This is a genomic window from Pseudarthrobacter sp. AG30 (assembly GCF_003116525.1).
In the GTDB taxonomy this organism is placed as follows: Bacteria; Actinomycetota; Actinomycetes; order Actinomycetales; family Micrococcaceae; genus Arthrobacter.
Window position 1 is genome coordinate 42,876 of the sequence record NZ_QEHL01000026.1, and the last position, 21,797, is coordinate 64,672.

Here is a 21,797-nt window from a genome sequence, read left to right on the forward strand (position 1 = left end):
GTGCACGGGCCCGACTAGGCTATGGCCATGAGTGATCCAATCATCATCCTGACAGAAGAACCCCTGGGCGCGGACGACCGCCTGAACATCGAACAGCTCGTGGACGGGTCCGACAGCAGCCTGGTGGTCCTGGTGCCGGCCAACACCGAGCGGCACCTGCTGGTGGACTTCCTGGAAAACCTCTCCATGCTGGACGTGGCGAAGGCGTTCCGGGAGCTTGCGGGCGGCACTCCGGATGACGCCACCGAGCGGGCTCATGCGGATGAGACGCTCGCAGCCTCCCTCGCAGCACTGGCGGGGCTGGGCTCAGGGGTCACCGGACAGGTGGTGGCCGGCAAGGCGGTGGACAGCCTCGTCGCCAAGGTCAAGGCAACCGGTGCCTCGCAGGCGGTGGTGATCACGCGGCCGCATGCCGTGGCGGATACGTTCCACACCGACTGGGCCAACAAGGCCCAGGACCAGCTCGGCGTTCCCGTCCTGCACCTGTACGCGGGTTCGGGATTTATCGGCGACTCCTGAGCGTTGGTATTGCCATGAGCATCTTTGGAAACAGCATTTTCGGTCATAAGGCAACGGGCATGGTGGATGTTGGCGGGCAAGCGGACACCACGGCAAGCGCGACTGAATCGCCCGTGCAGAAAAGCGATGCCCAATGGCGGGAAGAACTGACGCCGGAGGAGTACCGGGTCCTCCGCCAGGCCGGCACGGAACGTCCCTACACCGGCGAATACTGGGACACACATACGGCTGGGGTCTACCAGTGCCGCGCCTGCGGGACTGAACTGTTCACCAGCAGTGAGAAGTTCGATTCCCATTGCGGCTGGCCTTCCTTCTGGGCACCCCTGGCCGAGGGAACCGTGCGGTACATCCACGACCGGACCTTGGGCATGGACCGCGTGGAGGTCCGCTGCGCCGCGTGCGACTCCCACCTGGGCCACGTGTTTGAGGGGGAAGGCTATGGCACTCCCACCGACCAGCGGTACTGCATCAATTCCGTGTCCCTGCGGCTCGTGGAGAAGGAAAACGCGGACGACGTTCCGTCCGGGAACTGAAGGACTCCCCTGAGGCCACCGATCAACCAGTTCCATGCAGGCCTCGACGGTCGTGAAAGCACATGGAGACCAACAGTTTCTTACGCTCAGCACTGCCAGGCATAAGTCATTCTGGTTGCTTGTTACGCTCGCCAGAGAAGCAAGCAACCAGAAAGGCAGCCGACGATGACAGAGGCCCTGACCACCGCTGTGGCGGGAATTTCCGCCCGGAACGAAGACTGGCTCCGGCTCAAGGGTGCCGCGACCGCCCTGCAGGCCCTCCAGGCCCAGGACGGCTCGGTTCCCGAGGCCGGAAACCACCCCGAGGCCTCCCGGCAGGTGTCCGCCATCGTCGACGCCATCGAGGCCCTCGCTCCCGCGTTCCCCCACGACGCGGCCTACCTGGACGCCCTTCGCCAGGACTTCTCCGTGTGGGCTGCCGGCGGGTTCGCCGTGCCTGACTTCCTGGCCTCACTGCTGGCGTTCCAGCCCCAGCAGCAGCGCCAGGATGGCCTCCAGCACCTGGTGGTCTTCCCCATGTATACCCAGAACGGCAGCAGCCACCGGCTGGTGGAGGCCGTGCTCATCGAGGTCATCTGGCCCGAATTCATTGCCGGGCTGGAGGCCGGGGATTATTCGAACAAGCTGTTCGTCCCCATCCGTTTCCTGGACTTCACTCCCGGCTACGACACCAACTCCGCCGTACTTTTTCCCGAGACCGTGGCGGTCAGCCAAACTCCCACCTTCACCTGGGGCGCCATCTTCGCAGACCGCGAAGCAGCGAGGTTCCGCCGCGTCCTCAAGGCCGCGGCGGACATCACCTCGCTGGAACTGCCGCCAGGCGCCGCCGAGCTGCTGGCCGACCAGGACCTGACCGAAGCCACCTTCGTCATGTGGGACCTTATCCACGACCGGACCCACATGCGCGGCGACCTGCCCTTCGATCCGTTCATGATCAAGCAGCGGATGCCCTACTTCCTGTACTCCCTCGAAGAACTTCGCTGCGACCTCACGGCCTTCCGCGAATCTGTCCGGATTGAGAAGGACGACGACGCCGACCCGCAAGCCCGGCGCCATGCGAAGCTGGTGCAGTACGCCATCATCTTCGACCGGATCTTCCGCTTCGCCATCACCGGCAGCCGGGTCAGGAACTATGACGGCCTGGGCGGCCAGCTCCTCTTCGCCTGGCTCCACCAGCAGCATGTGCTGCACTGGACGGACACCCGCCTGACCATCGACTGGGACGAGGTCGCAGACGCCGTGATCGCCCTGGGCGAAAGCATCGACGAACTCTACTGGCGCTCGATCGACCGGCCCAAGACAGCACACTGGCTGGCCGCGTACCAGCTGGTGTCGGCTACCGTCACCCCCAACCCGGCCTCCGTCTGGGCCAAGGGACCTGACGCCCTGCCGTTGGCTGGAACCCCGCGCGGACTGACGGACCAGGTGCTGGACGACGAATTCCCGCTGTCCATGTTCTACGAAGCATTGGAGAAGAAGATGCGCCCGGTCATCGATTCGACCGCGGGAATCACCGGCCGGTCAGCACTGTGAGCCAGTTGCCGGACGGCACGGCATTGACCGTCCTGGTCGCCGGCGGCAGCGGTGCGTCCGGAATTGCCGTTGCCCGGGCCCTGGCCGCCGCCGGGCACCGGGTAGCCACGGTGGGTTCTGATGCAACCCGCATCAAGGCGGCCGCAGGGGAGGCGGGCGACGGCGTCACACCCTTCACGTGCGACCTCGCCGAGATGGCCGGGGTCCGCCGGCTGCGCGATGGCGTCGGGGACGCCTTGGGGACGGTCGACGCGGTGATCCACCTGGTGGGCGGCTGGCGGGGCGCCACGGGCATCGCCGACCAGTCCGACGACGACTGGGAGTTCCTGGAACGGAGCGCCATCACCACCCTGCGCAACGTCTCCCGCGTCTTCTTCGACGACATCGCCGCCTCCACGCACGGCCGCTTCGCGATGGTGTCCTCCACCTCACTCGATAAGCCCACCGCAGCGGTGGCCAGCTACGTGGCCGCGAAGGCAGCCGCCGAAGCCTGGACCATGGCCATGGCGGACGGCTTCCGAAAGGCTTCGAAGGACGGGGGCGGGGGCGGGCAGGCAGCCGCTGTGGTCCTGGCTGTGAAGGCCCTGGTGGACGACGGACTGCGCCGCAAGCATCCGGAGCGGTCCTTCCCGGGGGCGACGGACGTGGCTGACCTCGCTGCCGCCGTCGTCCGGCTGCTCGGCACCCCGGCCGCCGAACTGAACGGTGCCCGGCTCCGGCTGGCGGGCTGACCGCCGCGACTGTCCCTACACTGAAAGCGTGAGCAATCCAATGACGACAACAGCAGAAACACGCGCCCCGCAGCGGCTGCACGACCCCGGCGTGCGCGGGTTTGCCTCCGACAACTACTCGGGGGTCCACCCCGAGATCCTGGCAGCCCTGGCCGCCGCCAACGAAGGGCACCAGGTCTCCTACGGCGAAGACGACTACACCGCGCGGCTGCACGAACTGATGGTTGACCACTTTGGCCCGGGCATCGAATGCTTTCCGGTCTTCAACGGCACCGGCGCCAATGTGGTGTCGCTGCAGTCGCTGCTCCCCCGCTGGGGCGCCGTGGTATGCGCCTCCACGGCCCACATCAATATGGACGAGAACGGCGCACCGGAACGCATCGGCGGCCTGAAGCTGCTCCACGTCCCCACCCCCGACGGCAAGCTGACGCCGGAACTCATCGACCGGGAGGCCTGGGGCTGGGGTGACGAGCACCGTGCCCAGCCACTGGCAGTCTCGATCACCCAGACCACGGAACTGGGCACCTGCTACACCCCGGACGAGGTTCGGGCCATTGCCGACCATGCCCACGCGAAGGGCATGAAACTGCACATGGACGGGGCGCGGCTGGCCAACGCGGCCGCCCACCTGGGCGTCCCGCTGCGGGCCTTCACCAGCGATGCGGGCGTCGACATCCTCTCCTTCGGCGGCACCAAGAACGGGCTGCTCTACGGGGAGGTGGTGGTGGCCCTGAACCCGGAGGCGGCCCACGGCCTGGTGTACCTGCGCAAAATGGACATGCAGCTTGCCTCGAAGATGCGATTCCTGTCCGCCCAGTTCATCGCCTTGCTCGAAGGCGACCTGTGGCTGCGTTCGGCCTCGCACGCCAACGCCATGGCCACCCGGCTCCGCGCCGCCGTCGACACCATCGACGGCGTCCAGCCCACCCAGGAGACGGAGTCGAACGGCGTATTTGCCGTCCTTCCCCCCGGCGTGGCCGACCGGCTCCGCGGCTCCTTCCGTTTCTACGACTGGGACGAGGCAGCCGGCGAAGTCCGGTGGATGTGCTCCTTCGACACCACGGAGGAGGACGTTGATGCCTTTGCCGCCGCGATCCGGCACGAACTCCGGGACTACCGGAACGGCCGGACCGGGTGACCGGGTGACCGGCCCGCGACGGCGAGCCTTCCCGCGGTGCCGCGTCCGGCCCCGTAATCTGCCAAGGTGAACGCACTTGACCAGGTTCCCCCGGCTTTCGTCCATGCCTTGGGAACCCTCAGGAAGGCACAGTGCCGCAGTGAACTGCGCCTCGCCGAGATCCCGGCACCCGCCCGCCTGGCACCCTTCGCCGTCGCTCTGGGCGCCGAAGTCATGGCGCCCGGCGCCGGCGCCCCCGCAACTCCGGTGCACGGCCCGGCAGCCATGGCCTTCGCCTCGGCCCCGGCCTCGGGGGACGAGGACGAAACGGAACTCGCCACGGGGCGTTTCATCCTGCTCCACGACCCCGACGGCTCGGCCGTCTGGGACGGCGAGTTCCGCATCGTCACCTATATCCGCGCTGAACTCGAACCGGACATGGGCAACGACCAGATGCTGGGGACCGTGGCCTGGACCTGGCTGGTGGAGGCGCTCGAAAACCACAAGGCGGCCTACCGGGCGGCCGGCGGCACCGCCACGCGTGTCCTCTCCGAAAGTTTCGGCACCCTGGCCGGCCGCCCGGGCTCCATCGACATCGAACTCCGGGCCTCCTGGACACCGGATTCCTCCGACGTCCAGGCCCACCTGGAGGCGTGGTCGGACATGGTGTGCACCTTCGCCGGGCTGCCGCCGCTCCCCGACGGCGTCACCGCCCTCCCGCACCGGCGCCGAAGCTGACCGGGCTTTGACGGACCTGCCCGGTAAACTGGGGAAACCATGACCCCAAACATTCCGGAAAACACCACAGCCGGCGTCCCGGCTGCTGCTGCCGCACCCCATATCACCGTGGAGGGCTTCGACAGCGCCATCCCCGAAATCATCGACCTTGACTCGCCCCGCGACGGCGTTCCCCTGGTCATCGAAACGCAGTCCGGGCTGGAACGCTGCGCCGCCGCCATCGCCGCCGGCACCGGACCGGCGGGGGTGGACGCCGAGCGCGCTTCCGGATTCCGCTACGGCCAGCGGGCGTTCCTGGTCCAGATCCGTCGCGAAGGCGCCGGGACCTGGCTGATTGATCCCGAACCCTTCGGGAACCTGGGCATCATCAATGACGCCCTGCGCGGTGTGGAGTGGATCCTGCATGCCGCCAGCCAGGACCTGCCCTGCCTTTCGGAACTTGGCATGTGGCCGGACAAGCTCTTCGACACCGAACTCGCCGCACGCCTGGCCGGGCTGCCCCGGGTGGGCCTTGCCGCCGTCATCGAGCAGCTGCTGGGGTTCGGGCTGGCCAAGGAGCACTCCGCGGCCGACTGGTCCACCCGCCCGCTTCCCGAACCCTGGCTGCGTTATGCCGCCCTCGACGTCGAGGTCCTCACGGAGCTGCGCGAGGAACTCATTGAACTGCTGCAGGCTGACGGGAAGCTGGAGTACGCGGAGCAGGAGTTCGCCGCCATTCTTGCTGCCGGGATCGCTCCCCCGCGGGTGGATCCTTGGCGGAAGACCTCAGGCCTGCACCAGATCCGGGACCGCCGGCAGCTTGCCGCGGTCCGGGAGCTCTGGCTTGAACGCGACTCCCTCGCACAAAAGCGCGACGTCGCGCCTGGCCGTCTCATTCCGGACTCCGCCCTGGTGGCAGCGGCCAAGGCCATGCCCGCCACGGTGCCCCAGTTGCTGGGAACCAAGGGCTTCCACGGCCGGGCGGCGCAGCGCGAGGCACCGCGCTGGCTCCGGTGCATTGCCGCCGCGCGGGACCTCGAGGACCTGCCTCCCCTGCACCTGGCCACCAACGCCCCACCACCGCCGCGGGTCTGGGCAGACCGGGATCCGGAGGCCGCCGCCCGGCTGGCCACCGCGCGGCCGCTGCTCCAGGAGAAGGCCGAGGAACTGAAGTTGCCCCTGGAGAACCTGCTGACGCCGGACTTCCTGCGGCGCGTGGCCTGGCGCCCGCCTGCCGAGGTCACGGAGGAAACCATTTCCGCCGAACTGCAGACGCTCGGTGCCCGCCGGTGGCAAGTGGAACTGGCGGCACCGCTGATCGCGGCGGCTTTCCTGAACCCGCAGCCGCTGCCGCCCAGGGAGCCCAAATCCGCTGCCGCCGCGGACGACCAGTAACCAAGGCCTCCGGCCCTTGCGGCCTAAGTTACTCACGAGTAACATCGGTGGAACCGACGCCATGCTGCTGCCGTCCTCCGGCATGCATCCGGCGCTACGTCTCGATGAGGAGTTACACGTGAGCCAGCACGGAAGCGGCGCATCCCCGCGCACTGTCCGCGACGTCGTCTTTGTGGACGGCATCCGCACACCCTTCGGCAGGGCCGGCGAGAAAGGAATCTACGCCGGGACCCGGGCCGATGACCTGATCGTCAAATGCATCCGCGGCCTGCTGCGCCGCAATCCGTCCCTTCCGGCGGAGCGGATCGATGAAGTAGCTGTCGCCGCCACCACCCAGACCGGGGACCAGGGGCTCACCCTCGGCCGGACCGCCGCGCTGCTGGCGGGACTTCCGCGCACGGTCCCGGGCTTTGCCATCGACCGGATGTGCGCCGGCGCCATGACCGCCGTGACCACCACGGCAGGCAGCATCGGTTTTGGCGCCTACGACGTGGTGATCGCCGGCGGAGTGGAGCACATGGGCCACCATCCCATGGGCTCCGGCGCAGACCCCAACCCGCGGTTCATGTCCGAGCGCCTGGTGGACCCGGCGGCCCTGAACATGGGCAACACCGCCGAAAACCTGCACGACCGGTTCCCGGCGATCACCAAGCAGCGTACCGATGCCTACGCGGTGGCCTCTCAGGACAAGCTTGCCGCCGCCTACCAGGAAGGCAGGATCCAGCCGGACCTGGTTCCGGTGGCCGCCCGGAAGCCGGGCCAGGGCTGGACCGTCCACAGCAAGGATGAACCACCCCGCCCCGGCACCACGATGGCGGACCTCGAATCCCTTCGCACGCCCTTCCGCGCGCACGGCAGGGTCACCGCCGGAAACGCCGCCGGGCTGAACGACGGCGCGACAGCCGCTGTCCTGGCGTCCTCCGAGGCCGCCGCCGAACTGGGGCTGCCCGTGAAGATGCGGCTGGTCAGCTACGCGTACGCCGGCGTGGAACCCGAGGTCATGGGCATCGGACCGGTACCGGCCACCGAGAAGGCCCTCAAGAACGCCGGCCTGACCATCGACGACATCGGCCTGTTCGAGATCAATGAAGCTTTCGCCGTGCAGGTCCTAAGCTTCCTGGACCACTACCGCATTGCCGACGACGACCCCCGGGTCAACCGCTACGGCGGGGCGATCGCCGTGGGCCATCCGCTGGCATCATCAGGAGTCCGGCTGATGATCCAGCTGGCCCGACAGTTCGAGGAGGACCCCTCGGTGCGCTACGGCATCACCACCATGTGCGTGGGACTGGGAATGGGTGGCACAGTGATTTGGGAGAACCCGCACCACCCCGACTACAGCGGAGCCCCCTCGGGGCAGACCGCCGCCACCACCGTTTCCGAAGGAGCCACCGCATGAGCGCCGCAGATTACCGCAAGTTGGCGGATCTTTTCCCCAACGAAACTGTCACCCACTCCTACGTGCAGGACATCGTCCTTCCGGGCACGGACGGCAAGCCGGGACCTGGCACATTCGCCCTCATCACCCTCGATAACGATCTCGACCACACCAAGCCCACCACCCTGGGCCCCAACACGCTGGTGGAACTCGGTACGGTCCTGGAGGGCCTTCGCGAACGTGCTGCCCGCGGCGAGATCGTGGGCGTCGGCGTCACCGGAAAACCGCACTACCTCGTGGCCGGTGCGGACCTCTCCGCGGTGAAATCGCTGGAAAAGCGTGAGCACGGCCTGTGGATGGCACAGTTGGGCCACGACGTCTACGCCACCCTGGCCAACCTTGGCGTCCCCAGCTTTGCCTTCATCAACGGGGCAGCGCTGGGCGGTGGCCTGGAAATCGCCCTGCAGTCCACGTACCGCACCGTGTCCACCGGTGCCGGGGCCCTGGCCCTGCCGGAGGCATTCCTTGGGCTCGTTCCCGGGTGGGGCGGCGTCTACATCCTCCCCCGCCTGGTGGGCCCGGAGAACGCCGTCAAGGTCATGATCGAAAACCCGCTCAGCAACAACCGGACTCTGTCCGGCCCGCAGGCGTTCGCGCTGGGCATCGCCGACGCCCTCTTCGAACCCGCGGATTTCCTGGAACAGTCGCTGGCATGGGCCGCGGAAGTCATCTCCGGCGGCGTCGTTCCGGAACGCGCCAACGCCGTCGACCCTTCCGCCACCGGGGTGGAAGCCCGCTGGCAGGCCGCAGTTGCGGCCGGCCGCAAGTTCGTGGAGGCCAAGACGTCGGGCGCGTCGCCGGCGCCGGGCAAGGTCCTTGACCTCCTCGAGGCCAACCGCACCATGACGGCGGCGGAATCCGCCGCCGTTGAGTGCGAGACGCTGGCCGAGTTGATGCAGACCGATGAGTTCCGCTGCACCGTGTACGCGTTCCTGGACCTGGTGCAGAAGCGCGCCAAGCGGCCCGCCGGGGCGCCCGACCGCAAACTGGCCCGCCCCGTCACCAAGGTGGGCGTGGTGGGCGCCGGACTCATGGCCGGCCAACTGGCGCTGCTCTTCGCACGCCAGCTCAAGGTGCCCGTTGTGCTGACGGACATCGACCAGGCCCGCGTTGACAAGGGCGTGGCCTACGTCCATGCAGAAGTGGACAAGCTGCTGGGCAAGAAACGCCTCAGCCAGGACGCTGCCAACCGCACCAAGGCGCTGGTGACCGGCTCGGTATCCAAGGACGCCTTTGCGGATGCGGACTTCGTGATCGAGGCGGTCTTCGAAGAACTCAGCGTCAAGAAGCAGGTGTTCAAGGAGGTTGAGGCGATTGTCTCGCCGGAATGCATCCTGGCCACCAACACGTCGTCCCTGTCCGTGACGGCGATGGCCGAGGACCTGGAGCACCCGGAACGCCTGGTGGGGTTCCACTTCTTCAACCCCGTGGCCGTGATGCCGCTGCTGGAGGTTGTCCGCGCCCCGCGGACAGACGACGCCGTGCTGGCCACTGCATTTGAACTGGCGAAGGCCTTGAAGAAGAGCGCCGTGCTGGTCAAGGATGCGGCCGCGTTCGTGGTCAACCGCATCCTCCTGCGGCTGATGGGAGAGGTCACCGCGGTATTCGATGAGGGAACCCCGGCCGAGGTGGCCGACAACGCCTTGCGGCCCATGGGACTTCCCATGACCCCCTTCACGCTCCTGGCCATGGTGGGCCTCCCCGTGGCACAGCACGTCCAGGAGTCACTGCACGCAGCATTCGGCGACCGCTTCCCGGTCTCCGCCAACCTGGCTGCGCTCATCGACAACAACGTCAAGGCGCTCTGGGAAACTGCACCTGACGGCACCCGGGCTATCCCCGCCTCCACCCTTGAACTGCTGTCCTTCGGCTCCAGCCCCTCCACCGGGGAGCAGGTGCTGCGGCGCGTCCAGGATGCACTGGCCGAGGAGATTGGCCTGATGGTGGACGAGGGCGTCGTGGCAGGACCTGAGGACGTGGACCTGTGCATGATCCTTGGCGCCGGCTGGCCCCTGTTCCTCGGTGGCATCACGCCTTACCTGGACCGGGTGGGAGCGTCGGAGCGTGTGAACGGACGGCGTTTCCTGGCCCCCGGCGTGGCGTCCCGCCCCGCCTAGGCGCTTCGGTCCAACCTGGCCATCCCCACCAGGCGCTGCGGGCGGGGATGGTCAGGCAGGAACCAGGCGGCCGCCGTCGAGCGCCAGAAGGCGGTGGGCCGCCGAACGTGCGTAGCCCAGGTCATGGGTAACCAGCACGACGGCGGCGCCTTCCGCGGCTGCCCGGCGGACGGCTGCATCCAGCAGGGCCAGCCCGTCGCCGTCCAGCGCCACAGTGGGTTCATCCAGTGCCAGGACGGCCGGCTTGCGCGCCAGGACGGTGGCCAGGGCCAGGAGGCGCTGGGCTGACGCCGGCAGTTCGGCGGGGTGTTCGCGCGCAGCGCCTGCCAGCCCGACTGACTCCAGCGCCGCCGCAGCACGGCGGGCTGCCTGGGCCGGACCCACCAGGCGGTCAAGACCAAAACCGACCTCCCGCACGGCGGACCGTTCGAACAGTTGGTCGCGGGGCTGCTGGAACAGCAAGCCCACCGAGGCCGCCGTCCGCCCCACGGGTGCGCCGGAGATGTTGGCACCCCGCACCTGCACCGACCCCGCGCTGGGGCGAAGCAGTCCGTTGAAATGCCGCAGGAGGGTGGATTTTCCCGCCCCGTTGGGTCCGGTCACCGCGACGATCTCCCCCGGATGGACGGCAAGCTCGACTCCCCGCAGCACGGGTGCAACGCCACCCGGATGCCCCGCTTGAACAATTCTTCGCCGCCACCTGCCGGCCCCCGGCCCGCCCGGGTACGCGAAGTCGACACCCCGCAGCTCCAACGCGGGGGTACCCGTCTGCGGCACCACGGGACGGGGTCCGGCAACCGCTGCCGCCGCGGCGGCGGGGCGGCGGATGGCCGGCGGCACCGCCCCGGAGCAGGCCCCCATGGCGGCGGGCGGACCGCTGGCGGTGACGGTCCCGCCGGACAGCACCACCCACGTCCCGGCCTCCAGGAGCAACGGATCGATGGACTGGCTAAGGATGACGACGGCGGTCCCCCGGGCCAGGAGGTCCCGCACCACAGCGGCGAGCCCGTCGGCGCCGGCCGCGTCAAGGGAGGCGAACGGCTCGTCCATGACCAGCACCGGCGGCCCGGTAATGATGGCGCAGCCGATTGCCAGCCGGCGGAGCTGGCCGCCCGAGAGCCGGGCCGGGTCCTGTTCCAATTGATCGTGCAGGCCCAACAACGCTGCGGTGCGCCCCACCGCGGCTTGCATGGCGGTACGTTCCATCCCGGAGTTCTCCAGGCCGAACGCGAGTTCCTCGGCCACGGTGGACCGGACGGTGGACAGGACCGTGGCTGCATCCTGTGGAACGAAACCCACGTGCCGGCCCCACTGGGCGGGATCGATCCGGGGGTCGTCGGGGCCGCCGTCGAACTCGAGCCGGGAACCGGACAGCTCCAGGAAGCCGGCCAGCGCTCCGTGGCCACCCGGCGGCAGCCACGCAGCGAGCAGGCGGCCCAAGGTTGACTTGCCGCTGCCGGAGGCACCCAGGATCGCCGTGAAGGAACCTGCCGTGAAGGAAACCGTGACGTCGCGCAGGGCCGCTGTTTCGTCGTCGTGGAATGTGAAGGACCGGATGCCGGCCGCCAGGACCGGGAGGTTGCCGTGAACGGCGGTGTCGGCGTCCCTCAGGCGCTCAGGCACTGGCACCTGCCTGTACCAGCCGCAGCACCAGCGCCGCCGCGGCCGCCAGCACCAGGACGGCCCGTGCCGTGCGCTGCAGCCGCGAGTCGGGCACTTCCCGGTAGCTGGTGCGGGGTCCGGTGTTGCTGAGTCCCCGTGCTTCCAGGGCCGCGGACCGGGTGCCGGCATCCTCCACCAGGGACAGGACCAAGGGGACAGCCTGGAGCCGGAACGCGGCAAGCCTGGACAGGAGGTTCCGTGTCACTACCAGCCCCCGCGACTCCTGGGCCTGGCGGATCCGCCGCGCCCGGGCGCTGATGGCCGGCAGCAGTGTCAGGGTGGAGGCCAGGACGAACGCAAACCGGCCCTGCACGCCGCGGGCGGACAAAGCCGCCACGAGGTCCGGGAGGCTGACGTTGAAGGAGAAGACCAGCAATGCCAGGACCACGGCGCCCAGCTGGAGGATCCGCTGGCCGGCGAACCCGAGTCCTTCCACCGTGACGCGAGCAGGCCCCCATGCGGCCAGGACGGTGGTCCCCTCGGGGAAGAACAGCCCGTGCAGCATCAACAGTGACAGGCCCAGGGGAACCAGGATTGCCGCGGCGGCAGCCAGGACGCGGCGGGCGGTCCCGCCTGCCGCCGAAAGACCCAGGGAGGCGCCAATCACGGTGAGCGACAGCGGCCAACTGCCGGCCGCCGTCGTGATGACCGCTGTACTCCCGGCAGCAGCCAGCAAGGTCAGCGGATTCAGGCGCACCGGCCTGGCCGGCCCGGCGGCACTGCGTTCAGGGGATGCGGTCACGGCGGTGCGGTCAGTGGTCCCGGGCAGCGCCCTGTGCCGGCGCCTCGGTGGTCCCGGCCGGGACCTTGCCTGCCAGGACACGGTGGCGGCGCAGGAACGGGAACTGCTGCCGGGCCCTGCGCGGCAAAGCATAGACGAGGATGGCCACGATGGTGAACACGATCGCCTTGTCCATGGGGTCGGAGATCAGTGCCTGCTTGGTGATGGCCGCCAGGAGGGTGTCACCCATGGCACGGAAGGCGCTCACGATCGCGCCGGTGGCCACGCCCGAGGTTCCGCCGAAGACAAACGCGGCCACGGGGGCAGACACCACACCGGCGATGATGCCGGTGACGAAGCCGGCCACCGGGGCGAGGTAGAAACGGCGGAAGAGGCCGTAGCGGGCGGCGAGCCCGGCCAGGCAGCCGATGAGTGCGGCGCCTGCCGCGAAAGGCAGCACGGTGGGGTTGAAGAACGACCAGACGATGCTGCTGAGGGCGCCCGTGGCAGCGCCCGCGGCGGGACCGGCCAGGACGGCGATCAGCACGGTACCGATGGCGTCAAGGTAGAAGGGCACCAGGGTGCTGCCGACGAACTGGCCCAGCACGATGTTCAGGACCAACGCCACCGGGATCAGCACCAAGGTGGATGCGGGAAGCGTGGGCAGGACGGCCGCGATGAGCAGGACCGCCCCGGCCAGGAAGCCGGAGAGTGCGATCAGGGCCGAGGCACTGCCGGGGCCTCCGGTGATGTCCGCGGGCTGGTTCAGGACCAGGTAGACGTAGGTTGCGGCGATGGCCAGGGCGCCGAGGATCTCCAGCAGCCGGCGGCGGCGGGCCGCCGGGCGTTCCTGGGACGGAAGCGTCAGGGAGGGCGATGACATGGGAAATGTTCCTTCGGGTGCGGGCAGTGGCCCGGCAGAACCGGGCTGGGGTGGGGCTGCCTATGTCACCTCGGCAGCAGCCGGCGGCAACTGCGCCGGGCCGGTCCGTGGCCCATTCTACCGGGCATTTCGGGGGTGGAAGCCGGCCGCGGTCCGGTAATCCTTCGCCGCCTGGTGGGCAGTCAGGCCGGCAGTCAGGCCAGCGGCAGTCCCAGCCGCCGGGCCAGGCCGCCGACGGCGGACACCAGCTCGCGGAAGGCCTGCTCCGGGTTGTTGCCGGAAACAATCCTGGCGTTCGGCGGAGCGCCCCATAGTCCGCGGAAATCGGCCACTGTGGTTCCCATCAGCAACGGCGAGCTGGTTTCGACGTCCACCGTGGCCGGGCGGACGTCGTACTCGAGCGTGCCGGCGGCAACTCCGGCGGCGAAGAAATCATGGACGTGTGCCACATAGCCCTGGTCGTACAGCCGGTGGAACTCGAAGTAGAACCGCAGTGCGTCGGACAGATGGCGGATGAGGGTGTTGCCGGATGTGCTGCGCAGGCCCTCAGGCTGGTCCGGCAGGACCAGTTCCGGCACGGCTGCACCGGCGGACTCGGCGAGTTGCCGGACGTGTTCCGGGCGCAGCTCCATCCGCTCGGTGGTGTCCAGCGAACAGACGATCGGCAACTTGGCCAGCGGCTTGCCGCGGTACGCCGCGAACACCTCCTTGGCCGCGTGCGGGTCCACATGCGTGTTCCACTCGGCCGTCGGGGTGGTGTTCCCCTGGTGGTAGAAGCTCCCGCCCATGATCACCACGCCGGCCAGGAGGTCCGGCAGGCCGGGCTCCCGGCGGAGTGCCAAGGCGAAGTTGGTCAGCGGCGCCGTGATCAGGGCGGTGAGCTCCCCCGGCCTGGCGCGGGCGTGTTCGATCCACAGGTCGACGGCGTTCCGCGCCGAGACCTGTCCGGCGGGCTCGGGCAGCACCGCGTATCCGATCCCCTGCGGCCCATGCGTTTCGGGGGTGGTGGTCAGCGGAATGGACAGCGGCCCGCGCGCCCCGATGGCCACCTCGACGCCCGGTCTGCCGCACAGCTCCAGCAGTGCGAGGGTATTCCGGGCCACCTGGTCGGCGTCCACGTTTCCCGGTGTCGCAGTGACGGATACGAATTCCGTCTTCGGCAGCGCGGCGAGGTAGGCCAGGGCGAGGGCGTCGTCGATGCCGGTATCGACGTCGAGCAGATATGAGGTCACAGTCGCGGTACGGGGCTTGTGGGTCTCCGGTGTCCTAGAAGAGGGCAACCTTGGGAACGGTGGGGAAAATCGCATCCAGCTCTGCGAGGTCTTCGGCCGTGGGCTGCCAGTCGGCGGCCGAGGCGTTCTGGCGGACCTGCTCCGGTTTGGTGGCACCCGCGATCACGCTGGCCACGGACGGCTGTGCAGCCAGCCAGGAGAAGGCCACCTCCACCTCGGTCAGGCCGCGTTCCTTGGCAAACAGGCTGAACCGGCCCAGCTGGTCCCAGTCGGCGTCCTCCACCATGTTGGTGCGTGTGTGGCTGAGGCGGGAACCGTCGGGCGCGTGGCCGGGCGCGTACTTGCCCGTGAGCAGGCCGTTGGCCAGCGGGAAATAGGGCAGGACGCCCAGGCCAAGGGCTTCGGCGGCGGGGGTGACTTCCTGCTCTGCCCGGCGGTCCAGGAGGTTGTAGTGGTTCTGGGTGGAAACGAAGCGTGCGCCGCCGAGTTCCCGGGCCACGTACTCGGCCTGGGCGATCTGCCATCCGGCCCGGTTGGAGTGGCCGATGTACCGTACCTTGCCGCTGCGGACGAGGTCGTCGAGAGCGGCGAGGGTCTCGTCGATGGGCGTCAGCGGGTCCGGGGTATGGAACTGGTAGAGGTCGATCCAGTCGGTGCCGAGCCGCCGCAGTGACGCTTCGACGGACTGGATGATGTAGCGGCGCGAGCCCCGGTCACCGAAGTCGGGGCCGTTCGCGCCCTTGGCGTCCATCCCGAACTTGGTGGCCACCACAGCCTGGTCCCGCCGGTTTCCCAGCGCCTTTCCCAGCATGGTCTCGCTCAGTCCCGGTTCCCGGCCGTAGTTGTCCGCGACGTCGAACAGCGTGATCCCGGCCTCCAGGGCTGCGGAGACGACGGCGTCCGTGCCTTCCTGCGACTCAGTGGCGGTGTTGGCGCGGCCCAGGTTGTTGCATCCGAGGCCCACCGTGGAGACGGTGAGGCCTGATTTTCCAACGCGGCGGTAACTGGTCACGGACGACTCCTAGAGGCTGAAGCTGTTGGCGGGCTTGGCTGAGTGCTTGAGTTTGAACTGCCCGGGTTCGGTATAGGGGGCGGCACCAATGCTGAGCTTGGTGAAGTCAAGGTCCTCGCCGCGGGCGCACACCTTGATGGCATTAACGGCCTTGTTCACCTCCGGGCAGAGGCAGAAAATGTTGAGTTTGTAATCCGTGAACTCAGACCTTTCCACCGTTCCAAGGCCCCGCCAGGCAAGGTGGCTGATGAGCGCATCTTTGGCCTTCTGCTCCAGGTAGCGGTCCCGCTCCGTGCCCTCCCTGGTCTTGAGGGCGAACTGGGCCACCACCCAGGACTGCTCCTCGTTGGGGATTTCGGCGTAGCCGTCCTCCTGGCACTGGGCTGCGAAGGCATCCAGCAGGCTCTCGGCACCCTCGGCGTCGCTGACGTCGGTTTCCTCGGTCTTGCTCTGGTGCCCCACGACGCCGAAATTCATGACGAACTGGGAGTACTCCTCATCGAACCAGGCTTCCCGGAAGTGGAGGGTGCCCTCGTCGTCGCGCTTGTAGACCCTGACTATGCCGCTCATATGCGTCCCTTTGTAAACCATTCAACGTCGGTACCGTCGAAAGGCGCCTGCTGCGCCTTCACGGCATGGAAAAGCTCATCCGCGGCCGCCTGGATGTCCTCGACCAGCCGTTGGGGGTAGCGCATGGACACGCTGTGCTCGGCGAATTCGTCCTGGTCGTCGATGAAGACGCCGCGAGATTCGGTGCGGATCACGTCCAGGTCCATGTCGATCACATGGAACTCCGTAACGGCGGGCCGGATGTCCGTCCATTCGTGGCCCACGGCGAGGTCGATGTAGAGCCGCACGCCGGCGGGATGGGCAGAATCGTAGAACGTGGCCACCCAGTCGCCCTGCCGCGGCACCAGGAGCACGGCGTCCGAGCGCGTATAGAACGCGGCGCCGGGGCGCGAACAGAACTCGTTGGTGCCCTGGAAGATCCACCAGCCATGCCGGTCTTCGCCAAGGTACCGGCCGGGGACCACCCAGTGCGCCTTGCCGTTCCATTTCCGGTTGCGGGAGACCACCAGCTGCCCGGGCTGGAGTTTGCCGGGCACGCGGGTGGTGGTGGTATGCAGAACCGGCCCCGACTCCCCCACGGCCCCCGGGTATTTCAGTGCGTCTTCGTCCCTCACAGGATCGGGAGGCTGCCAGTGGTGGGGTGCTGCTGCCCGGGCAGGGGACGCGCGAACGGGACCTTTGTACCCAAAACCTGCGCGACGATGTCGTGCGTTATTTGCTGGGCGGTGAGCCCCACGCGCTCCATGACCTGGGCGCGGGTGCCGTGGTCGAGGAACTCGACGGGCAGGCCAACCTCGTTCAGGGCGGTGTCCACCCCTGCCGCGCGCATTTCCTGCCGGATGCGGGAGCCGACTCCGCCGGCCCGGACGCCGTCCTCGATGCAGACCACCAGGCGGTGGTGCGAGGCCAGCGCGATGATGGAGCGGCGGACCGGGAGCACCCAGCGCGGATCCACCACTGTGCTGCTGATGCCTTGGGCACCGAGCCGGTTGGCGACATCGAGGGCGAGCTCGGACATGGCACCCACGCTGACGATCAGGACGTCGTTCTCGGTGGATCCGGAGGGTCGGCGGGCCAGGATGTCAACGCCGTCGCTGAGCCGTTCGAGGGCGTCCACTTCGGGACCCACGGATCCCTTGGAGAAGCGGACCACACTGGGCGCGTCGCTGATGGCCACCGCTTCCCGCAGTTCTTCCCGGAGGCGGCTGGCGTCGCGTGGTGCGGCGAGGTGGAGGCCAGGAACGATCTGGACCATGGCCATGTCCCACATGCCGTGGTGGCTGGCGCCGTCCGGGCCGGTCACGCCGGCGCGGTCCAGCACGATGGTGACGCCGGCCTTGTGGAGGGCGACGTCCATCAGCAACTGGTCGAAGGCCCGGTTCAGGAAGGTGGCGTAGACGGCGACGACGGGGTGGAGGCCGCCGAACGCCATGCCGGCAGCAGCGGTGAGGGCGTGCTGCTCTGCGATGCCGACGTCGACGACGCGTTTCGGGTGCTTGGCCGCGAACTTGTGCAGGCCCACCGGGATCAGCATGGCGCCGGTGATGCCGACGATGTCTTCGCGTTCGTCGGCGATGGCGGCGATCTCGTCGGCGAAGACGGACGTCCAGGACTGCGCGCCGCCGGTGCCCGTTGGTTCGCCGGTTTCGGGATCGATGATGCCTACCGCATGGAACTGGTCCGCTTCATGGGCGCGGGCCGGCGCGTAGCCATGGCCCTTTTCGGTCATGGCGTGGACGATGACCGGGCCGCCGTAGTTCCTGGCGGTGGAGAGCGCATGCTCCATGGCCTGGAGGTTGTGGCCGTCCACCGGTCCGATGTACTTCATGCCGAGGTCCTCGAACATGCCCTGCGGAGCCCACCAATCCTTGATGCCTTTTTTCATGGCGTGCAGGCTCTTGTAGGTGAACTGTCCTGCGGGGCCGCCGTTCTGGAGCTTCTTCTTCCACCAGTCCAGGGCGCCTTCATAGGCGGGTGCGGCGCGGAAGGAGTCGATGGTGGGGCGCAGGGACGCGAGGTAGTCGGCAAATCCGCCCACGGTCGGGGCGTAGGAACGGCCGTTGTCGTTGACTACGATGACAACCCGGCGTTTCTTGTCCGCGGCGATGTTGTTGATGGCTTCCCAGGCCATGCCACCGGTCAGGGCGCCGTCGCCCACGATGGCCACCACGTGCCGGTCGCCTTTGCCGGTGAGCTGGCGGGCCCGGGAGATGCCGTCCGCCCAGGACAAGGATGAGGATGCGTGCGAGCTTTCCACGATGTCGTGTCCGGACTCCGCGCGTGAGGGGTAGCCGGAGAGGCCGCCTTCCTGCCGGAGGGTACTGAAGTCCTGGCGTCCGGTCAGGAGTTTGTGGACGTAGGACTGGTGGCCCGTGTCAAAGACGATGCTGTCGCGGGGGGAATCGAAGGTGCGGTGGACGGCCAGCGTCAGTTCCACCACGCCAAGGTTGGGTCCGAGGTGTCCGCCCGTCTGTGAGACGTTCGTGATCAGGAACTCCCTGATCTCCGAAGCCAGCTGCTCCAGCTGTTCCTCGGTCAACTCGTTCAGGTCCTGCGGATTCCGGATGGTGTCCAAGATTCCCAATGACCCCTCCTTCGGGTGGTAGACGTGCCGTTTAACTCTAACGCCTTGGCTTGGTTGCAAAGCCGAAGCCCCGGCTGGTCGGGGACCGGCCGGGGCTTCGGGGAGGATGCTGGCTGCGCAGCTGTTCCGCTAGTTCGCGGAGATCTGCCGCAGCACGTACTGCAGGATGCCGCCGTTGCGGTAGTAGTCGGCTTCACCCGGGGTATCGATGCGCAGGACCGCGTCGAAGCTCGTGGTGGTGCCGTCTTCGGCCGTCGCGGTGACCTTCAGGGTCTTCGGCGTGGTGCCTTCGTTCAGGGCGGTGACGCCCTCAACCGCGAAGGTTTCCGTGCCGGTCAGGCCCAGGCTGGCGGCGTTCTGGCCGGCCGGGTACTGCAGCGGAAGGACGCCCATGCCGATCAGGTTGGAGCGGTGGATGCGCTCGTAGCTTTCGGCGATGACGGCCTTGACGCCCAGCAGCGCCGTGCCCTTGGCGGCCCAGTCGCGGGACGAACCGGAGCCGTACTCCTTGCCTGCCAGGACCACCAGCGGGGTACCGGCTGCCTGGTAGTTCTGCGCGGCGTCGTAGACGTAGGCCTGGGGGCCGTCTGCCTGGGTGAAGTCGCGGGTGAAGCCGCCTTCGACGCCGTCGAGCAGCTGGTTCTTGATCCGGATGTTGGCGAACGTGCCGCGGATCATGACCTCGTGGTTGCCACGGCGCGAACCGTAGGAGTTGAAGTCCTTGCGCTCCACGCCGTTGGCCAGGAGGTACTGGCCCGCCGGGGTGTCGGACTTGAAGGAACCGGCCGGGGAGATGTGGTCGGTGGTGACGGAGTCGCCAAGCTTCAGCAGCACGCGCGCACCGGTGATGTCCTTGACCGGCTCCGGCTGGGCCTGCATGCCCTCGAAGTACGGGGGCTTCCGGACGTAGGTGGACTTCTCGTCCCAGGCGAAGGTGTCGCCGGCGGGGGTGTCCAGGGCCTTCCAGCGGTCGTCGCCTTCGAAGACGCCCTCGTAGCCGCGGGCGAACATGCCTTTGTCGATCGAGGAGTCGATGACCTGCTGGACCTCGACCGGATTCGGCCAGATGTCCTTGAGGAAGACATCGTTGCCGGCCTCGTCCTGGCCCAGGGCATCGTTTTCGAAGTCGAAGTCCATGGTTCCGGCCAGGGCGTACGCGATGACCAGCGGCGGGGAGGCCAGGTAGTTCATCTTGACGTCCGGGTTGATCCGGCCTTCGAAGTTGCGGTTGCCGGAGAGGACGGCGGTGACGGAGAGGTCGTTGGCCTGGATGGCCTCGGAGATCTCGGGGTCGAGCGGGCCGGAGTTGCCGATGCAGGTGGCGCAGCCGTAGCCCACGATGTAGAAGCCGAGCTTCTCAAGGTACGGAGTCAGGCCCGACTTGTTGTAGTAGTCGGTGACCACCTTGGAGCCGGGAGCCACGGAGGTCTTGACCCAAGGCTTCGCGGCCAGACCCTTTTCCACGGCGTTGCGGGCCAGCAGTGCGGCGGCCAGCATCACGGAGGGGTTGGACGTGTTGGTGCAGGAGGTGATCGAGGCGATCGACACGGCTCCGTGGTCCAGTTCGAACTCGCGGCCGTCGGCGGTGGTGACAGCCACCTTCTTGGACGGACGTCCGTTGGACTTGGGACCGTGGGCGTGCGGGGCCTGCTCGGTAAGGTGGGTCGCCGAGGCGGTGAAGGACGGCGAGTCGGAAGCCGGGAAGCTCTCGTCGATCGCTTCGTCCAGGCTGCCGTCGGCGAGGTCCACCTTGACGTAGTTGCGGAGGTCCTCGCGGAACTGGGCCTTGGATTCGGTGAGGATGATGCGGTCCTGCGGGCGCTTCGGTCCGGAGATCGACGGAACGACGGTGGACAGGTCCAGCTCGAGGTACTCGGAGAACTTGATCTCACGGGAGGGGTCGTGCCAGAGGCCCTGCTCCTTGGCGTAGGCCTCGACCAGGGCGACGTTCTCGTCTGACCGGCCGGTGAGGCGCAGGTAGTCGAGGGTGACGTCGTCGATCGGGAACATGGCGGCGGTGGAACCGAATTCGGGGCTCATGTTGCCGATGGTGGCGCGGTTGGCCAGCGGCACAGCCGCGACGCCTTCGCCGTAGAACTCGACGAACTTGCCCACCACGCCGTGCTGGCGCAGCTGTTCGGTGATGGTGAGGACGACGTCGGTGGCGGTGGCACCGGCCGGGATGGATCCGGTCAGCTTGAAGCCGACGACGCGCGGGATCAGCATGGAGACGGGCTGGCCCAGCATGGCAGCCTCGGCCTCGATGCCGCCGACGCCCCAGCCGAGCACGCCCAGGCCGTTGACCATGGTGGTGTGCGAGTCGGTGCCGACGCAGGTGTCGGGGTAGGCGCGCAGGGCACCGTCAACCTCGCGGGTCATGACGGTGCGGGCCAGGTATTCGATGTTGACCTGGTGCACGATGCCGGTTCCCGGCGGGACGACCTTGAAGTCGTCGAACGCGGTCTGGCCCCACCGGAGGAACTGGTACCGCTCGCCGTTGCGCTGGTACTCGATCTCCATGTTGCGCTCCAGTGCGCCGGAGTTACCGAAGGCGTCGATCTGCACGGAGTGGTCGATGACCATTTCCGCCGGTGCCAGCGGGTTGACCCGCTTGGGGTCGCCGCCGAGTTCCTTGACGGCTTCACGCATGGTGGCGAGGTCCACAACGCAGGGCACGCCAGTGAAGTCCTGCATGATCACGCGCGCCGGCGTGAACTGGATTTCAGTGTCGGGCTCGGCGTTGGGATCCCAACCGGCCAGTGCGCGGACGTGGTCGGCCGTGATGTTCGCGCCGTCCTCGGTCCTCAACAGGTTTTCAAGCAATACCTTGAGGCTGAACGGAAGGTTTTCTGCACCTTCAACGGAGTTCAACCGGAAAATTTCGTAATCGGTTCCGGCTACATTAAGTTTGCCTTTTGAACCGAAGCTGTCCACAGTGCTCATCGCAGGACTCCTCTCGCAACAGTTTCATCTTTGTCGCGCGGTTGACCGCCTGCTAGTTAGGATGCCCTAAGTAGTTCGAGGGCCCGAAAA

At 67.9% G+C, this 21,797-nt stretch carries 18 protein-coding genes; 9 read left to right on the forward strand and 9 right to left on the reverse strand.

The annotated features are described in order from the left end of the window. The first annotated feature begins 27 nt into the window (after nucleotides 1-27). From DC347_RS18725 to DC347_RS18765, 9 genes are all read left to right on the forward strand, one after another. Entirely contained in the window at nucleotides 28-519 is a 492-nt protein-coding gene (locus DC347_RS18725) for a hypothetical protein (protein WP_026264401.1), read from the forward strand. Between the two features lie 59 nt (nucleotides 520-578). Beyond that, nucleotides 579-1,052 carry a peptide-methionine (R)-S-oxide reductase MsrB gene (msrB, locus tag DC347_RS18730; RefSeq protein WP_109864021.1) on the forward strand — a complete coding sequence of 158 codons (474 nt, stop codon included), beginning with the start codon at nucleotides 579-581 and terminating at the stop codon, nucleotides 1,050-1,052. Between the two features lie 165 nt (nucleotides 1,053-1,217). Continuing rightward, nucleotides 1,218-2,585, forward strand: a complete 1,368-nt coding sequence (locus DC347_RS18735) for a DUF6421 family protein (RefSeq protein WP_109864022.1) — start codon at nucleotides 1,218-1,220, stop codon at nucleotides 2,583-2,585. Further along, the gene (locus tag DC347_RS18740) at nucleotides 2,582-3,316 is read left to right on the forward strand and encodes an SDR family NAD(P)-dependent oxidoreductase (RefSeq protein ID WP_109864023.1); all 735 of its coding nucleotides are present in this window, start codon (nucleotides 2,582-2,584) and stop codon (nucleotides 3,314-3,316) included. Before DC347_RS18735 ends, DC347_RS18740 begins: the two co-directional genes overlap by 4 nt. Before the next feature lie 40 nt (nucleotides 3,317-3,356). After that, nucleotides 3,357-4,454: a low specificity L-threonine aldolase gene (locus DC347_RS18745; protein ID WP_109864063.1), complete on the forward strand. Its 1,098-nt coding sequence runs from the start codon at nucleotides 3,357-3,359 to the stop codon at nucleotides 4,452-4,454. 66 nt (nucleotides 4,455-4,520) lie between these two features. Next, entirely contained in the window at nucleotides 4,521-5,171 is a 651-nt protein-coding gene (locus DC347_RS18750) for a DUF3000 domain-containing protein (RefSeq protein ID WP_109864024.1), read from the forward strand. A 39-nt stretch (nucleotides 5,172-5,210) separates the two neighbouring features. Continuing rightward, a complete protein-coding gene (locus tag DC347_RS18755) occupies nucleotides 5,211-6,545 on the forward strand; it encodes an HRDC domain-containing protein (RefSeq protein ID WP_109864025.1) in 1,335 nt (444 codons plus the stop codon). Between the two features lie 118 nt (nucleotides 6,546-6,663). Further along, complete coding sequence (locus tag DC347_RS18760) at nucleotides 6,664-7,944, forward strand: acetyl-CoA C-acyltransferase (protein WP_206073967.1); 1,281 nt, start codon at nucleotides 6,664-6,666, stop codon at nucleotides 7,942-7,944. Further along, nucleotides 7,941-10,100, forward strand: coding sequence for a 3-hydroxyacyl-CoA dehydrogenase NAD-binding domain-containing protein (locus tag DC347_RS18765; protein ID WP_109864026.1), 2,160 nt, complete (start codon nucleotides 7,941-7,943; stop codon nucleotides 10,098-10,100). The genes DC347_RS18760 and DC347_RS18765 overlap by 4 nt, the downstream gene beginning before the upstream one ends. 51 nt (nucleotides 10,101-10,151) lie before the next feature. On the opposite strand, the gene DC347_RS18770 is transcribed toward DC347_RS18765, so the two are convergent. The 9 genes from DC347_RS18770 to DC347_RS18810 form a co-directional block, all read right to left on the reverse strand. Beyond that, a complete protein-coding gene (locus tag DC347_RS18770; RefSeq protein WP_109864027.1) occupies nucleotides 10,152-11,723 on the reverse strand; it encodes an ABC transporter ATP-binding protein in 1,572 nt (523 codons plus the stop codon). Next, on the reverse strand, nucleotides 11,716-12,504 hold the full coding sequence (locus DC347_RS18775) for an energy-coupling factor transporter transmembrane component T (protein ID WP_109864028.1): 789 nt from the start codon (nucleotides 12,502-12,504) through the stop codon (nucleotides 11,716-11,718). The genes DC347_RS18770 and DC347_RS18775 overlap by 8 nt, the downstream gene beginning before the upstream one ends. Before the next feature lie 10 nt (nucleotides 12,505-12,514). After that, nucleotides 12,515-13,366: a glycosyl transferase family 9 gene (locus DC347_RS18780; protein ID WP_109864029.1), complete on the reverse strand. Its 852-nt coding sequence runs from the start codon at nucleotides 13,364-13,366 to the stop codon at nucleotides 12,515-12,517. A 194-nt stretch (nucleotides 13,367-13,560) separates the two neighbouring features. After that, nucleotides 13,561-14,598 carry a nucleoside hydrolase gene (locus DC347_RS18785; protein WP_109864030.1) on the reverse strand — a complete coding sequence of 346 codons (1,038 nt, stop codon included), beginning with the start codon at nucleotides 14,596-14,598 and terminating at the stop codon, nucleotides 13,561-13,563. Between the two features lie 34 nt (nucleotides 14,599-14,632). Continuing rightward, nucleotides 14,633-15,610 (reverse strand): aldo/keto reductase, encoded by a 978-nt coding sequence (locus tag DC347_RS18790; protein WP_109864031.1) that lies wholly within the window; start codon nucleotides 15,608-15,610, stop codon nucleotides 14,633-14,635. Nucleotides 15,611-15,619: 9 nt separating this feature from the next. After that, nucleotides 15,620-16,180 carry a hypothetical protein gene (locus tag DC347_RS18795; protein WP_018761115.1) on the reverse strand — a complete coding sequence of 187 codons (561 nt, stop codon included), beginning with the start codon at nucleotides 16,178-16,180 and terminating at the stop codon, nucleotides 15,620-15,622. Then, complete coding sequence (locus tag DC347_RS18800; RefSeq protein WP_018761114.1) at nucleotides 16,177-16,794, reverse strand: DUF402 domain-containing protein; 618 nt, start codon at nucleotides 16,792-16,794, stop codon at nucleotides 16,177-16,179. Before DC347_RS18800 ends, DC347_RS18795 begins: the two co-directional genes overlap by 4 nt. Continuing rightward, entirely contained in the window at nucleotides 16,791-18,764 is a 1,974-nt protein-coding gene (dxs, locus tag DC347_RS18805; RefSeq protein ID WP_109864032.1) for a 1-deoxy-D-xylulose-5-phosphate synthase, read from the reverse strand. The genes DC347_RS18800 and dxs overlap by 4 nt, the downstream gene beginning before the upstream one ends. Nucleotides 18,765-18,893: 129 nt before the next feature. After that, a complete protein-coding gene (locus DC347_RS18810) occupies nucleotides 18,894-21,707 on the reverse strand; it encodes an aconitate hydratase (RefSeq protein ID WP_018761112.1) in 2,814 nt (937 codons plus the stop codon). Nucleotides 21,708-21,797: the final 90 nt, after the last annotated feature.